14 protein-coding genes and 1 pseudogene are annotated in these 13,970 nt (G+C 70.0%); 5 read left to right on the top strand and 10 right to left on the bottom strand.

Annotation, left to right across the window (positions count from 1 at the left end):
- Window positions 1-10: 10 nt before the first annotated feature.
- The 6 genes from A5767_RS05265 to A5767_RS05240 form a co-directional block, all read right to left on the bottom strand.
- A complete protein-coding gene (locus A5767_RS05265; protein WP_017682183.1) occupies window positions 11-964 on the bottom strand; it encodes a tyrosine-type recombinase/integrase in 954 nt (317 codons plus the stop codon).
- Window positions 965-1,081: 117 nt separating this feature from the next.
- Window positions 1,082-2,461 (bottom strand): dihydrolipoyl dehydrogenase family protein, encoded by a 1,380-nt coding sequence (locus A5767_RS05260; protein ID WP_064851845.1) that lies wholly within the window; start codon window positions 2,459-2,461, stop codon window positions 1,082-1,084.
- Entirely contained in the window at window positions 2,458-3,354 is an 897-nt protein-coding gene (locus A5767_RS05255) for a cytochrome c biogenesis CcdA family protein (RefSeq protein ID WP_010596917.1), read from the bottom strand. The genes A5767_RS05260 and A5767_RS05255 overlap by 4 nt, the downstream gene beginning before the upstream one ends.
- A complete protein-coding gene (locus A5767_RS05250; RefSeq protein ID WP_010596916.1) occupies window positions 3,351-3,857 on the bottom strand; it encodes a TlpA family protein disulfide reductase in 507 nt (168 codons plus the stop codon). The genes A5767_RS05255 and A5767_RS05250 overlap by 4 nt, the downstream gene beginning before the upstream one ends.
- The gene (locus tag A5767_RS05245) at window positions 3,854-4,153 is read right to left on the bottom strand and encodes a hypothetical protein (RefSeq protein ID WP_010596915.1); all 300 of its coding nucleotides are present in this window, start codon (window positions 4,151-4,153) and stop codon (window positions 3,854-3,856) included. The genes A5767_RS05250 and A5767_RS05245 overlap by 4 nt, the downstream gene beginning before the upstream one ends.
- Window positions 4,153-4,542 carry an ArsR/SmtB family transcription factor gene (locus A5767_RS05240; protein ID WP_026138108.1) on the bottom strand — a complete coding sequence of 130 codons (390 nt, stop codon included), beginning with the start codon at window positions 4,540-4,542 and terminating at the stop codon, window positions 4,153-4,155. Before A5767_RS05240 ends, A5767_RS05245 begins: the two co-directional genes overlap by 1 nt.
- Before the next feature lie 128 nt (window positions 4,543-4,670).
- Here A5767_RS05240 and merA point away from each other — a divergent pair.
- The 3 genes and pseudogenes from merA to merB all read left to right on the top strand — a co-directional run bounded on the left by merA (window position 4,671) and on the right by merB (window position 7,287).
- A pseudogene (gene merA / locus A5767_RS05235) lies at window positions 4,671-6,109 on the top strand (mercury(II) reductase).
- A gap of 18 nt (window positions 6,110-6,127) precedes the next feature.
- On the top strand, window positions 6,128-6,571 hold the full coding sequence (locus tag A5767_RS05230; protein WP_010596912.1) for a MerR family transcriptional regulator: 444 nt from the start codon (window positions 6,128-6,130) through the stop codon (window positions 6,569-6,571).
- A gap of 71 nt (window positions 6,572-6,642) precedes the next feature.
- On the top strand, window positions 6,643-7,287 hold the full coding sequence (gene merB, locus A5767_RS05225) for an organomercurial lyase MerB (RefSeq protein WP_010596911.1): 645 nt from the start codon (window positions 6,643-6,645) through the stop codon (window positions 7,285-7,287).
- Window positions 7,288-7,355: 68 nt separating this feature from the next.
- On the opposite strand, the gene A5767_RS05220 is transcribed toward merB, so the two are convergent.
- The 3 genes from A5767_RS05220 to A5767_RS05210 form a co-directional block, all read right to left on the bottom strand.
- Entirely contained in the window at window positions 7,356-10,367 is a 3,012-nt protein-coding gene (locus A5767_RS05220; protein WP_017682184.1) for a Tn3 family transposase, read from the bottom strand.
- A 219-nt stretch (window positions 10,368-10,586) separates the two neighbouring features.
- Window positions 10,587-11,156 carry a zeta toxin family protein gene (locus tag A5767_RS05215; RefSeq protein ID WP_019289576.1) on the bottom strand — a complete coding sequence of 190 codons (570 nt, stop codon included), beginning with the start codon at window positions 11,154-11,156 and terminating at the stop codon, window positions 10,587-10,589.
- A complete protein-coding gene (locus tag A5767_RS05210; protein ID WP_019289577.1) occupies window positions 11,153-11,539 on the bottom strand; it encodes a TA system antitoxin ParD family protein in 387 nt (128 codons plus the stop codon). The genes A5767_RS05215 and A5767_RS05210 overlap by 4 nt, the downstream gene beginning before the upstream one ends.
- A gap of 206 nt (window positions 11,540-11,745) precedes the next feature.
- Between A5767_RS05210 and A5767_RS05205 the strand changes: the two genes are divergently transcribed.
- Window positions 11,746-12,816 carry a class I SAM-dependent methyltransferase gene (locus A5767_RS05205; RefSeq protein WP_019289578.1) on the top strand — a complete coding sequence of 357 codons (1,071 nt, stop codon included), beginning with the start codon at window positions 11,746-11,748 and terminating at the stop codon, window positions 12,814-12,816.
- A gap of 69 nt (window positions 12,817-12,885) precedes the next feature.
- Window positions 12,886-13,251, top strand: coding sequence for an HNH endonuclease (locus A5767_RS05200; RefSeq protein WP_024101068.1), 366 nt, complete (start codon window positions 12,886-12,888; stop codon window positions 13,249-13,251).
- A gap of 16 nt (window positions 13,252-13,267) precedes the next feature.
- Here A5767_RS05200 and A5767_RS05195 read toward each other — a convergent pair whose 3' ends face one another.
- Window positions 13,268-13,813 carry a hypothetical protein gene (locus A5767_RS05195; protein ID WP_156665127.1) on the bottom strand — a complete coding sequence of 182 codons (546 nt, stop codon included), beginning with the start codon at window positions 13,811-13,813 and terminating at the stop codon, window positions 13,268-13,270.
- Between the last annotated feature and the right edge of the window lie 157 nt (window positions 13,814-13,970).

Genomic DNA, 13,970 nt, shown 5'->3' with positions numbered 1-13,970 from the left:
TTGGTGGCCGCTATCGGTGGCCGCGGTCGGGACCGAGGAGGCTGGTGATGCCGCGCATGGCCGCCGGTGAGGGTTTGAAGTAGCGGCGCAGGTTGTCGGGTTTGCGGTGGCGGGACTTGGCCATTAGCTCGAGCAGGCTGGCTCCGGCCTCGCCGAGATGCGTCAGGCCAGAATGCCGGAGTTCGTGCAGGTCCCAGCCGGTGCCGGGTCCGTTGGTGGCGGTGGCGGCATCGAGCAGGGCGCGGGCCTGGCCGTAGGACAACCTGGCCAGGCCGGTGTCGGGGCAGATGTCGCGGTCGGCGACGGCTTTGCGGGGTCCGGGTCGGCGGTGGGTGACGAACAGCGGTCCGCGGGTGCGGCCCTTGGTGAGGCGTGGCAGGAGCCGGGCGGTACCCGCGTCCCAGTACACGAGCTCGTGCGCGTACTCGTGATGGGCGGCGCCGCGGCGGCGGGTGCGGGGCTTGGCGCCCTTGGACTTCACCGGGCAGCACCGCCCGGCCAGGTCGAGGTCTTCGATGTTGACCTGGAGCAGTTCCTCGGTGCGGGCGCATGTTTCGTAGAGCATCCGCCACAGCGTCTTATCCCGCAGGTCGATGTCGCGGCGGGTGATGAGCCGGTCGATCGCGGTGCGCGAGCGCACCGGGGTGGCCGAGTCCGGCGGGGTGGAGCGTTTCACCCACGCGGGGACCGCCGGGGCGAGGTGTCCGTGCTCGCGGCACCACGCCAGCCAAGACGCGACCGCGGCGCGGCGGGCGTTCCAGGTGTTGACCGCCGCCTCGCCCCACAAAGTTTCCAGGGTTTCGCCGATCTCGTCGTCGGCGACATTGGCCAGCGGCCGGGCCTCGCCGAGCCTGGCGGTGGTCTTATCGACGGCGATGGCGTAGGAGCGGCGGGTGTTCGGGGAGCGGATCGAGTCGAGGAAGCCGTCGCCGGCGGCGCGGACGGTGATCCCGGACGACAACATTGTGACCTCCCTGGCCTGCTTGCCACAGATAACAGGGCCGCTTCGCGCACCGCCGGAGCGGAGTCGTCGCAGGCCGGGTTTCATGGTGCCACAGATAACAGGGTGTTATCTGTGGGATCAGTCGGCGGCGGGTCGGTGGACGCCGCCGGCGGCGGCGTTGACGGCTTCGGCGAGGGTGGGGTGGATGTGGATGGCGGCGGCGAGTTGGCCGTAGGTGGCGCCGCAGGTCATGGCGATGACGGCTTCGTGGACGAGGTCGCCGCCGTCGGGTCCGGCGATGTGGCAGCCGAGGATCCGGTCGGTGGCGGCGTCGGCGACGAATTTGACCAGGCCGCGGGTGTTGCCGATGGCGCGTGCTTTGGCAACGCCGGTGAAGTTCTGGCGGCCGATGATCACGTCGTAGCCGGCTGCGCGGGCGGCGGGTTCGGTCAGGCCGACGGCTCCGACTTCGGGGTCGGTGAACACCGCGTGCGGCACGACACGTCCGGTGGTGGTGCGGTCCTGGTCGCGGTAGACGGTGCGGTAGACGATGTCGGCGTCGTCGCGGGCGGTGTGGGTGAACATCGGCCCGCCCCGCAGGTCGCCGATCGCCCACACGTTGTCGGCGGAGGTGTTCAGGGTGTCGCCGACGGTGAGGAAGCCGTGCGGGTCGGGTTGCAGGTCGAGGTGTTCCAGGCCCAGGGCGTCGGTGTTGGGGGTGCGCCCGGTGGCGAGCAGCAGGTGGCTGCCGGTGATCTCGGCGGTCTCGGTGCCGGTGCAGCCGATCCGGATGTTGCCGGCCGTCCCGGCGGCGTGAGTACAGGTGGTGGCGGTCGCGACAGTGATGCCGTCGGCAGTCATGCCGTCGGCGACGGCGGCGCTGATGTCGGGGTCTTCCCCGGGCAGCAGCCGGTCGGCGCGCTGGACGATGGTGACCTCGGCGCCGAATCGCCGGAACATCTGCGCGAATTCGCAGCCGACGTAGCCGCCGCCGACGACGAGCAGGTGGGCGGGTAGTTCGGTGAGGTCGAGCAGCGTGCGGGAGGTGTAGTAGGGCACGGCATCCAAGCCGTCGATGGCCGGGAGGGTGGTGCGGGTGCCGGTCGCGAGGATGATCCGGTCCGCGGTCAGGGTGGTGCCGTCGACGGTGAGGCGCCGGTTACCGGTGAATTGTCCTGCGGCGTGGTAGAAGTCGAGGTCGGCGGATTTTTCGACGGCCCGATACGATCCGGCCCGGATGGAATCGACGAGGGTGTTCTTACGCTCCACCACGGCGGCCAGGTCGACGGTGACCGGACCGCCGACGCGGACGCCGAACTCGGCGGCGCGGCGGGCCTGATGGGCGACGGCGGCGGAGGCGATCATCGTCTCGGTGGGGATGCAGCCCCGGTTCAGGCAGGTCCCGCCGAGCAGTTCCTTCTCGACGAAGGCGACCCGGCCGTGGCGGGCGGCGCGCAGCGCCAGTGGCAGCCCGGACATTCCGCCGCCGAGCACGAGGGTGTCGTAGCGTTCGGTCATTGCGGGCGCCCTTCCTCGATGACGGTCGTCGGGGTGCAGCAGTCGACGGGTGCGGCATCGGTAACGCGGCGCCGGATCATGCGGTGAGCGAGGACGGTGACGGCGGCGGTGAGCACGGTCAGTGCCGCGATCGTCGCCATCAGTGGTGTGTGGTTCTGCAGCCAGGTGCTGGCGGTGGTGGACAGGGCCGCGAATCCGTTGGTGCCGGTGGTGTCGCCGGTGACGGCGGGCAGCCAGTACCAGGCCAGGTAGGCGCCGGTGAGGATGAGCACGGTCGCGGTGATGCGGGTGCCGTGCCGGGCGAGGGCGGCGAGATGGTGGGTGAGCGCGGTACCGGCGGCCGCGGCGGCGAGGCTGACCAGCAGCAGGATCGTCGCGGCGCCGAGGGTGTAGGCGACGAACACCGCGAGCAGCGCACCCCAGCCCGCGGTGGCCTGGGCCTGGGCGATGACGGCCAGCAGCACCCCGAACGTGCACGACAGCGACGCCGCGGCGTAGCCGATCCCGGCGAGGACGATCCCGGTTGTGCCGCCCGGCCCGGTGGCCGGGCGCAGCGCTCGGGTGGGCAGTCGCAGACCGAGCACGCGGCCGGTGAACATGACGACACCGAGCAATACCAGGGCGACACCGACGACCAGACCGAGCCACGGCGCGGCGCTGATCAGCGCGCGGGCACCGGCGCTGATGGCCAGCCCCGCCACGGCCAGGGTGCCCGCGAACCCGAGGGTAAAAGCGACGCCGGTTCGCAGCGCCCGCGCCGTGCGTACCCCGAGCGGTTCGGTGGCGGTGTCGCCGAGGGTGTGGGTGATCCAGGCCGGCAGCAGCGCGAAACCGCACGGATTGACCGGGGCGAGCATGCCCGCGGTGAACGCCAAGGCCAGCAGCCCGTTCACCGGTCCCCGGCCTTCGCCAGCGCGGCGGTGATCTGATCGGCGGACGGGTCGGCGGCCCGGTAGGCGACCGCACCGCCGGGGTCGACGACGAGCAGGGTCGACAGGGCGGCCACGGAGTACCGCTTGGTCAGGGTCGCATCGGTGTCGATGACCGCGGGCACGGTGTCGGTCCCGGTTTGCTGCTGGAAGTCGGTGACGACCTGGGCAGGTTCGGCCGGATCCATGTCGACCAGGACGAAAGCGGCGGTGTCACCGAGTTGTCGCGCAGCCTGCGACAGCGACTTCGCGCCGCCCACGCATTCACCGCAGCCGACCGAAAAGAAGAACATCGCCGTCGGCTTGCCGCTGGGCACGGTCACCGGCGCCCCGGACAGCGCGGTGACCGTGACGGGGTCGGTGGCGGCGCGGGGCGAGGCGGTGTCGGTGCCGCAGGCAGCCAGCACCGTGACCGCCAGGGCGGCGAGCGCCGCGCTCACCGTGCGTCGGGTGATCGGCGTGGTCACGGCTGGGAACTCCGATCGGTCGACGCGTTGGGCTGATGCGATCGGCGGGTGCCCAGCAGTCCGCGGACTGTCCCTCGCTGCGGCGGCTTACGACGGCGCGCGGTGTAGCCGACGGCGGCGAGGACCATCACCGCGGCGGCCACGATCGGTCCCCAACTGCGCAGCGCACCGCCGAGGGCGGTGAGCGCACCGGCCGCGATCAAGGCCGGTCCGGCGCAGCACACGATCATGGCCACGGCGGCACCCACCACCGCGAGCGGGCCGCCGATCCCCGTGGAGTTGTTGCGTACGTTCATCAATGTCCTGCTCCGTTCACACGAGCGGTGTCGATGCGGGTGCAGCAGGTCAGCGCGGCGGCGTTGTCGGCGGCGAGGGAGCGGGCCAGCATCACCAGGTCCGCGACGCGTGGGTCGCCGACGGAGTAGCGCAGCTTCTTGCCGTCACGGCGCGCGGTCACATAACCGCAGTCGGCCAGGCAGGACAGGTGCACCGACACCCGCGGCTGGGAGATCCCGGCATGCTCGACACACTCCGCGGAGGTGCGCTCGGCGGCCAAGATGAACTCCAGCAGCTTCAACCGCGTCGGATCCGACAGCGCGCGAAAGAACTTCGCCGTCGCATCCAGGTGCGTGCAGGCCGTCTCGCCACCGGGCGCGGTGACGGCGGCGGTCGTGGACCGGGGCAAGGGGATCGCCTCCACAAGAAGAAAGTTGAACTATTCGGATAAGCGCATAGTATGATGTCCGGAGATATTCGTCAACGCGAATAGCAACCTGTTCCGTGACCGGAGTCCCCCAGCAAGGAGAACCCGCCGTGACCACGACATCCCCGCGCGCCGATCTGGCGATCATCGGTTCCGGTTCGGCGGCGTTCGCCGCCGCCATCGCCGCGGTCAACCTCGGCAAACGGGTGGTGATGGTCGAGCGCGCCGCGATCGGCGGCACCTGCGTGAACGTGGGCTGCGTGCCGTCGAAGGCGCTGCTGGCCGCCGCGGAGGCCCGGCACACCGCGGCGAGCGCCGACCGGTTCCCGGGGCTGGCGGCGACCGGGGCACCGGTGGACTTCGCCGAGCTGATCGCGGGCAAGAACGCGCTGGTCGACCGGCTTCGCGGCGAGAAGTACCTCGACCTGGCCGCCGACTACGGCTGGGAGATCGTCTCGGGAACCGCCGTCTTCACCGGTACCACCGACGCACCGGTGCTGCGGGTCGAGCAGGGGGCCGATGGCCCGCGGGTGATCGACGCCGATCAGTACCTGATCGCGACCGGCGCCGCGCCGTGGGCGCCGCCGACCGACGGGCTCGCCGAGGCGGGGTATCTGACCTCGACCACCGCGATGGAGCTCGACGTCCTGCCGGGGTCGCTGATCGTGGTGGGCGGCAACGCCATCGGTCTCGAACAGGCACAGTTGTTCGCCCGGCTCGGCACCCGGGTCACGGTGATCGAGGCCCTGGATCGGCTGGCGCCGTTCGAGGAACCCGAGATCTCCCGGGCCATCGCGCAGGTGTTCGCCGACGAAGCCATCACCGTGCTCACCGGCGCCACCCTCGACAAGGCACTGGCCGAGGGCGGCGAGAAACTCGTCACCGTCCGCACCGCCGACGGGGCCACACCGAACTGCGGGCCGCCCAGCTGCTCATCGCCACCGGCCGCCGCCCCGACACCCCCGGATTGAATCTGGCGGCGGTCGGGGTACGCACCGACGACCGCGGCGCCGTCGTCGTCGACGCCCACCAGCGCAGCAGCAACCCGCGGATCTGGGCCGCGGGCGACGTGGCCGGCGGCCCCCAATTCGTGTACGTCGCGGCGGCGCAGGGCACACTCGCCGCCGGCAACGCCCTCGGGCACGCCGGCCGCACCCTGGACTACACGGCGCTGCCGCGGGTGACATTCACCAGCCCGGCCATCGCCGCGGTCGGCCACACCGACAGCCAAGCCGCCGCAGCCGGATTACGGACCGAGTCGCGGCTGCTCACCGGTGCGAACGTGCCGCGTGCCCTGGTCAACCGGGACACCCGTGGTGTGGTCAAACTCGTCGCCGAGGCCGGGACCGGGCGGGTGCTAGGCGTGCACGCCGTCGCCGAGGGTGCCGGGGATCTGATCACCGCCGCCGGGTACGCGATCACCGCGGGCATGACCGTCGACCAGCTCGCCCGCACCTGGGCGCCGTATCTGACCATGGCCGAAGCGCTGAAACTCACCGCCCAAACCTTCACCGCCGATGTCGCCAAGCTGTCCTGCTGCGCGGGCTGAGGACCGGATCGAGCCGTCATGAACACACCGGTGATGACCATCGGAGACCTGGCCCGCCGCACCGGAGTGCCGGCGAAAGTACTACGCCGCCACCACGACCTGGGCCTGATCTACAGCCTCGGCCGCAGCCGGGCCGGATACCGGCTCTTCGACGAACACGCGCTGTGGTGCGTCGAGGTCATCGCCACCCTGCGCGGCCTCGGCCTCACGGAGGCCGAAATCCGTCAGCTCGCCGCCACCTGCGACGACAGCGCCCGGCCGGTCGGACCGCAGCTGGCCGAACTACTGGCCCGCTCCCGGACCCGGATCGAGGACCGCATCCGCGACCTCGACGAGCAGCGCCGCCGCATCGACGAGTTCGAACACCACCACCACGACGCGTTGACCCGGGCGACCAGCCACGACCGAGCCGCCGCCCCGCCGTGGGTGCCGGATCCGAGGACATGCGGCTGCGGCGCTTGACCTTCCCTGCGGTGGCAAGCCCGACACTCGATCCCACACCCGTGACTACACGCTCCGAGGGGACACCAGCGATGACGACCAACCCGTTCGCCACCACCATCGTCGACACACTGTTCGACTCCACCGCCAATACGGGAACGAACCTGATGGGCACCGCGATGCGGCTGCTCGCGGCCGGTGAACCGATCACCATCGAACAGCTCGCTACCGCCGCCGGCGCCAGCGTCGCCGACGTCGAGAACGCGCCCGCCGCCGCGGACATCGAATACGACGACCGGCACCGCATCCTCGGCTGGGGCCTGACCCTCAATCCCACCCCGCACCGGTTCACCGTCGACGGCCACCAGCTCTACACCTGGTGCGCCGCCGACACCCTGCTGTTCCCCGCCATCATCGGTCGCCCCGCCACCGTCGAATCCACCTGCGCCGCAACCGGAACCACCATCCGACTGTCCGTTGACCCGGCCTCCGGGGTCAGCGGCCTCGACCCGGCCACCGCGGTCATCTCTGTACCCGGCCCCGACGAACTCGACCCGACCCGGGTCCGCGCCACCACCTGCAACCCCGGCCGCTACTTCGCCACCGCCGTGGCGGCCGCCGACTGGCAGAGCCGGCACCCCACCGGGCTCGTGCTGCCCGTCGCCGACGCCTACGCCCAGCTGCGCCCGATCAGCGACCGCGTCCTCACCGCCACCGAACCACCACGCTGTCGCTGACCCAACCCAGGCCACCGATGTGCCCAGCTACGCCCCAGCACCCTCTCCCGGAAGGTGGTAGCCGGCGGTCAGAAGAGGGTGTCGCGGACCCGCAGCGGCCGGTACCCGGTGGGGCCGAGCTGGGCCAGTTCGGCGTCGATGTCGACCTCGATGGCGCCGAAGAAGTTGATGTTCTCGCTGTGCGCCGGAGAAATGTGCGCCAGCACCTCGTCATCGATGCGCCGCCCGGCCCGCCGCATCTGTTCGGTCGCCAGACCGTAATACTCCGTGGTCCAGGCGATGACGGCGTTGGTCGCCAACGTGAGGCACCATGCCTGTTCGGTCTGTCCCTCCAGGTGCCTCGCGCGCACGGTTCCTTCATGCGCGTAGAGCAGGTCGCGGCGGAGCGCGTGCAGGGATTCGCCCTTGTTGAGCTGGCGGGAGATCTTGCGTCGATAGCCCGGGTCGGACAGATACCGGGCGGCGTAGATCGTGCGCCGCAGCGCCCCGTACTCCTTGAGCGCCGCCGCGAGGGCGTTCTGCCGGCCCGACGCCGACAGCTTGCCGACCAGCAGCGACGCGGTGGCGTGCCCGAACTTCAGCGACCCGGCCAGCCGGAGCAGGTCGTCGTAGTGCTCGGCGATCAGATCGAGATTGCACCGCCGGGTCAAAAGCGGGCCCGCGTGCGGGAACGCGGACTCGACCTGGGCTCGCGGCGCCGCCCGGTACAGGGTGATCCGGCCCAGGTCCCGGATGCGGGGCGAGAGCTGCAACCCGAGCAGGTCGAACAGCCCGAAGTTCACCAGGGTGACGCCGTGCGTGTCGGTCGCATGCTCGGTGATCGGCAGATCCGTTGCATTGCCGAGGATTTCGTCCAGCACGTAGTGAGCTTCACGTCTCGTCGCGACGATGACCTTCGTGCCGTAGGTGGCGTGCTGATCGGTGACATGGGTATACGTGCTCAGTCCTTCGTTCGCGAAATAGCGGCTCAACGCTCTGGCAGTGACCGATTTGCCACGGGTCGGGAACCGCTGCCCATCACTGGAGGACAGGGTGCCGGCCCCGAAGATCGGGGTCAGCGGCAGGCGTTGGTGGTAGTCGATGATCGTCAGGTTCGCCGCCCGCAGCGTCTCCTCCCGCACATACCACTCCGAAGTCCAGGCCAGGATGTCGTAGGAGATGCCGGAGGCCTCCGCCATACGGGTGAGACCCAGGTTGGTGGAGTAGGCCAGCAGCACCGCGATGAGGTTGCGCTTCAACTCCGGGGTGCGGGACTGCTTACCGCCGGCGTGGGTGAAGCAGTCCAGGTAGCCGGTGCGTTTGTCCAGCTCGATCAACAGCGACACGATCGGCGCGAACGGCAGCATCTCCGTCAACTCCTGCTTCAACGCCACCGCTTCGGCCGGAACGTCTTCTGCCGACAGCGGCGAGACCACCAGGTCACCGGCCTCATCGAGACGGACCGGGCCGTCGCCGTCGGCGAGCACCTTCTCCAACTCGCTCATAGCGTCGTGCAGCTCGTCGGTGGCGGTCGCCAGGGCGCGGGCCGGATCAGCGGACTTGCCGACCAGGCGGCAGAACTCGTCACGCTGCGGCTCCCACGCCTGCGGGGTCAGCAGGTAAGCGGCCGGGTCGGCGTAGCGGCGCGACCCCGGCACGAACACGTCGCCGCTGCGCAACCCGTCCCGCAGCCCCAGCAGCACGCACAGCTCCCAGTAGTGCCGATAGGCGGTGGTGTTGCCGGCTTTGCGGGCCTCGTCGAGGTAGCCGCGCCACTTCGTCGGCACGAACCCCGTCGGCGCGTCGTCGGGCACCTTGCGGGTACCGGTCGCATTCAGCTCCCGCAGCATGTGCACCCCGATCAGCAGCTCGATCGCCGCGGTGCCGCCGGCGAACCGGACTGTCGACAGCACCTGCGGGGTGAACTGCCGCAGATAGGAGTACGAGCTGTCCAGAGCGGCCAGGTGCCCGTGATCGCGCGGCAGCCGAGGTTTGGCCTGCGCGACCGCGGCCCGCAACCGCTCCCATCCGATCCGATCGCCCCGGATCAGGCCGCCGATCTCCTCGTCAGGGATCTGCGTGTCGGTGATGATGGCCAGCAAGTCGTCGAGCAACCCCTGCCGATCCTCTCCGGCCTTACCGCGCTCGGCGAGCTCGTCGCGCATCCGGCGTTCGGCTTTGCTCAACCTGGCCGAGATCGCCTGATCGAACAGCTGCACCACCTCGTCGAGCACATCGGTGGCCGACTGAGCCAACACCGTGAGCAGGATCGGGTAGCGGCGTTGCGGATCCCGGCGTTCCAAGGCTTGGCCCGTCAAGCGTCGGCCCACAGTCGCCAGGAACCGCCGCCGCTCCGCCGGCAGCACCGACATATCCAGCTCATCCGCGCCCAGGTTGCGCAGGAACACCAGCTTCTCGACCTCGGCCTTCACCGCGGTCGCCGACGCCTCCACCGGGCCGGTCGACAACCACCGCAACCGCGACATCCCGATAGACGGGTCGGCGACCAGCAACGCATCCAGTTCCTTACACCGCTGCGGCGTGAACTCGCGCGCCAACCGGTCATAGGTCTCCCGCTGCGCCTGCGTGCGAGCATGCGCGACCCGGCGGACCACCGTGTCCGGGCCCGGCCGGATCACCCGCGCCGAGATCAGGTACTCACACGCCAGCCGGAACAACAGCGTCGGCGAATCGTGCTCCATCGCCCGCGCCAGAAGGAACTCATCCAGCTCCTTCAACTCCATCGACCCGGCCGGCCGCCACCCCAGATACTGGGCCACCAGCCGCACATGCTCGGTCCGCGTCTGCGCCCGCTTGCCATACGAACGAAGCTGCACCGCATCGACATTCAGCTGATCCGCCAACCGGGCCACCGCCACCGGCGGCGCCGACGACACCTTGTCCGGCACGAACCCCAGCCACGGCAAGGTGCACAACGCCACCGCCAGGCCCAGACGGACCGCAGGGCCCCTGCCCTGCGGAGCAACGAACGCCAGATCCGCCGGGGTCAGCGTGAAGTACCGGAACAACTCCTCACGACTGATCTCCGGGAACTCCCGCAGGCGCTGCAACTCCTCGTCCGCGAATACCCGCGTCGCCACGAACCCCAGCCTCCAAAACGCCGACCAACCTCATCGGCAGCCAAGCCAAGCACCAACCACCCCGGCCCGCAGCCCGAACCGAGAAATCACCGCCGACCAGGCGCTACGCGAACCTCGTTGTTTTTTGCGCCATTACTACCGGGACCCCTGCAGGTCGCCGGACGCAACGGGGACCGCCGGAACTGACCTCGACGCATCCGCCCACCGGGCCCGGATCTCTCAGCCGAGCCCGGTGAGCGCCGCCGGCGCCCATCCCGGCCAGCGCACCGCACCCACCGGCACCCCGCCGGCGAACCGCGCCACCACCACCGGGGTCCCGGACGCCGTGTCGTACACCGACGCCTGATCGGCGCGGCCGATCGCTTCGGCCACCAGCGGCCACAACCGCCGATAACGCGCCCGGATCTTGTCCTCGGGCACCGCATGCCCACCGGAGGCCACCCGGTGCTGTACACGCAGCACCGACATCGCCTCGGGCACCAGCATCACGTGCAGCACCACCGTGAACCCCACCTCGTGCGCGCGGTCGATCAACTCCAGCTTCGACGGATGCGAGAACACCGTCTCCGCAATGAACGACCGGCCCTGCCGCAGCAACCGGTCCCGCGCCGCCGCGGCGAGCTGCGCCGCCTCGTACGACATCTCCTCCGCCCGGTCGGGCCAGCGCTGCCGCGCGATCACATCCGCATTGACGAACACGCTGCGCGGCAGCAGGGGAGCGAGGGACAACTCGACGAACGTCGACTTGCCGGAACCGTTGGGACCGACGATCAGATCCAGACGCCTCATGCGTCGTCGAGCACCTGGCGACTACCGTCGGGACGCTGCTCGACCAGCCGGCCTTCGTCGTCGAGCACCACCGTGGTGACCCCACGCGCGGCGAGAATCTCGGCGTAGTCGGTGCGGGCCAGCCCGTCCGCCAGGAGCGCATCGATCTCCGCGTCGAACAGCCGTCCCTCGGCGGCGGTGAGCTCGCTCAGCTCCCGTGTCCCGGCCAGCGCCTCGTGCACCCGGTGCAGGGAGGCGGTCTCGTGGGCGGTCATCGCGCGGCCGATGCGGGCCCAGTACTCGAGTTGCTGGCGTCCGGTGCGGTTCTGGCGGCCGCCCTCGGCGATGGCGCTGTCGACGAGTTCGGCGTCGAAGCGGGTGACCTTGTCGGTGGATGACGTCATGACGGCCTCCTGATGTTGCAGTCTGCTACAAGCGTAGCTGTCTGCAACACGCCACGCACCCCCGAATCCTCCCGCCACCACCCGGTTCGTGACCTCCCGCTACGCACCGCCACCCGGATCGACACCCGATCGAACCCGAGCCGTCGCCGCGGAACCGGCCACGCGACCTACCGTGAGCGAGTACTCCCATCGCCAGGAGGTGCGTGATGACCACGGAGATGCACGAACCCGACCAAGCACGACTCGAGCAGACCCTCGGACAACTCGTCGTCGACATGGGTGCGGCCATGAACGGCGCACTGGTGCTCATCGGCGCCGAACTCGGACTGTGGCGCGCGCTCGACGAAGCCGGCCCGGTCAGCAGCGAACAACTCGCCGACCGCACCGGCATCCGCGAACGCTATCTGCGCGAATGGCTCTCCGCCGAGACCGCCAGCGGCTATCTCACCTACGATCCCGACGCCGGAACGTTCAGTCTGGCACCGGAACACGCCATGACCCTCGCCCGCGAGGACAGCCCCGTCTACCTGGCCGGCGGCTTCCACCTGATCGGCTCCGTGTACAAGGACCGCAGCCGCATCGCCGAACGCATCCGCAACGGCGAAGGTTTCGGCTGGCACGAACACGATCCCGAACTGTTCGTCGGCACCGAACAGTTCTTCCGCCCCGGCTACCGCGCCAACCTCGTCGACGTGTGGCTGCCCGCCCTCGACGGGGTCGTCGACACACTGCGCGCCGGCGCCACCGTCGCGGACATCGGCTGCGGCCACGGTGTCTCCACGACCCTGCTCGCGCAGGCGTTCCCGCAGTCCACCATCCGCGGCTTCGACTACCACGACGCGTCCATCGCGCGGGCGACGGAACTGGCCGCGGAGGAGGGCGTCGACAACGCCACCTTCACCGTCGCCTCCGCGACCGACTTCCCCGGATCCGACTACGACCTGATCTGCTACTTCGACTGCCTGCACGACATGGGCGATCCCGTCGGCGCACTGCGGTACGCGCGCGGCGCGCTCGCCGACGACGGCGCGGTGATGCTCGTCGAACCGTTCGCCCGCGACAGCCTGCCCGAGAACCTCAACCCGGTCGGCCGGATGTACTACGCCGCATCGACGGTGCTGTGCACCCCGTCGTCCCTCGACCAGCCGGTCGCGCTCGGGCTCGGCGCGCAGGCCGGGGAGCGACGGCTCGCCGATGTCGCGGCCGAAGCCGGATTCGGCACCTTCCGCCGCGCCACCGAAACACCCTTCAACCTCGTCCTCGAAGCACGCCCCTGAAACAGTCTTCGGGACACCGGATCGGACTCATCGGCGACTACGGCGGCGCCGATAGGCGACGATCGGAGGATGGACCGAGTCACCCGACTCTCGCTCGCCCTGGACCGTCAGGATGGGCGGTGCCTGTGGTGTGGACGGGAGTTCGGGCGGCTGATCACCCCGACCACCGATCATCTGGTGCCGCGCCTGAAGGGCGGGCCGAGCATCACCGCCAACGAGGTTGCCGCGTGCCGACGCTGCAACGCCGACCGCGGACACATCGCGCCGGTCGAATGGCTCGACCGGTGCCGGCAGCGCGAGGGCTGGTCACCCGACGAGGAGCTGCTGTCACGACTGCTCGAGGAGCTCGCCGACGAACTCGTCCGGGTCGGTGGTCATCGCCGTGCCCGGGATTATCTGTCCGCGCAGTTGCGGCGGTTGCGGCGAGCGTCATAATGCACGGGAGGCGAGATTAATACGTCACTGTGACGTTTCTGGGTTCATCGTCCGAGGCGGAGGAGGGGAGTCCGCACCTTCGACCCGGCGGGACGCGACCCGCAGACAGGTCAGGACGAGCACGGCGACCCCGACGGCCACCGCGGACGCGACAGGCGAGCAGATCCCGCTCGCCGCCAGGAGCGTCCACCGTCCACCCGAGTTCCTCGAACACCGCCGCAACGAAATACGCACCGACGACCGCCACGAGGGAGACCGAGATGCCGGACGGACCGGTACCGGCGACCACGATGGATGCGACCAGCACCAGCGCAGCTGATACAAACAGTGCGACGATCAGCCACAGCGCGCGCGGCAGCGTGCACATGCGCCGCCGGGCCGACTCGCGCCCGCCGCCGGCGGCGAGGGCCGCAAGTGCCGGGCAGACGAACATCAACGCACTGACCGGCAGACGCGCACCGGTGATGTCGAATTCACCGTCGGTGAGTGCACCCCAGAGATAGAACGGGACGGTGGTGATCGCGAAGACCACCCAGGAACGCAGGAGCCGTGGTTGCGTCACGGTCGACCTTCCCGGATCGCGTTGTCACTGCCGCGCCGATGATATCGACGCAGATAGGTGTCCACAGCGGGACCCGCTAGACCACGTGAAAACGTCACAGTGACGTTTTCACGACGGCTGGGCGGACAGGCAGGGTGCGAGGGTGGCGGGCCCGGAA

Source organism: Rhodococcus sp. 852002-51564_SCH6189132-a (assembly GCF_001665495.1).
GTDB classification, from domain to species: domain Bacteria; phylum Actinomycetota; class Actinomycetes; order Mycobacteriales; family Mycobacteriaceae; genus Rhodococcus; species Rhodococcus pyridinivorans.
Note: the sequence above shows the minus strand (reverse complement) of the source record. Positions and strands in the feature narration are given on the sequence as shown.

Coding starts and splice junctions, on each gene's coding strand:
- A5767_RS05265 (WP_017682183.1), bottom strand. CDS start 964: ATGTTGTCGTCCGGGATCACCGTCCGCGCCGCCGGCGACGGCTTCCTC.
- A5767_RS05260 (WP_064851845.1), bottom strand. CDS start 2,461: ATGACCGAACGCTACGACACCCTCGTGCTCGGCGGCGGAATGTCCGGG.
- A5767_RS05245 (WP_010596915.1), bottom strand. CDS start 4,153: ATGAACGTACGCAACAACTCCACGGGGATCGGCGGCCCGCTCGCGGTG.
- A5767_RS05230 (WP_010596912.1), top strand. CDS start 6,128: ATGAACACACCGGTGATGACCATCGGAGACCTGGCCCGCCGCACCGGA.
- merB (WP_010596911.1), top strand. CDS start 6,643: ATGACGACCAACCCGTTCGCCACCACCATCGTCGACACACTGTTCGAC.
- A5767_RS05215 (WP_019289576.1), bottom strand. CDS start 11,156: ATGAGGCGTCTGGATCTGATCGTCGGTCCCAACGGTTCCGGCAAGTCG.
- A5767_RS05210 (WP_019289577.1), bottom strand. CDS start 11,539: ATGACGTCATCCACCGACAAGGTCACCCGCTTCGACGCCGAACTCGTC.
- A5767_RS05205 (WP_019289578.1), top strand. CDS start 11,746: ATGACCACGGAGATGCACGAACCCGACCAAGCACGACTCGAGCAGACC.
- A5767_RS05200 (WP_024101068.1), top strand. CDS start 12,886: ATGGACCGAGTCACCCGACTCTCGCTCGCCCTGGACCGTCAGGATGGG.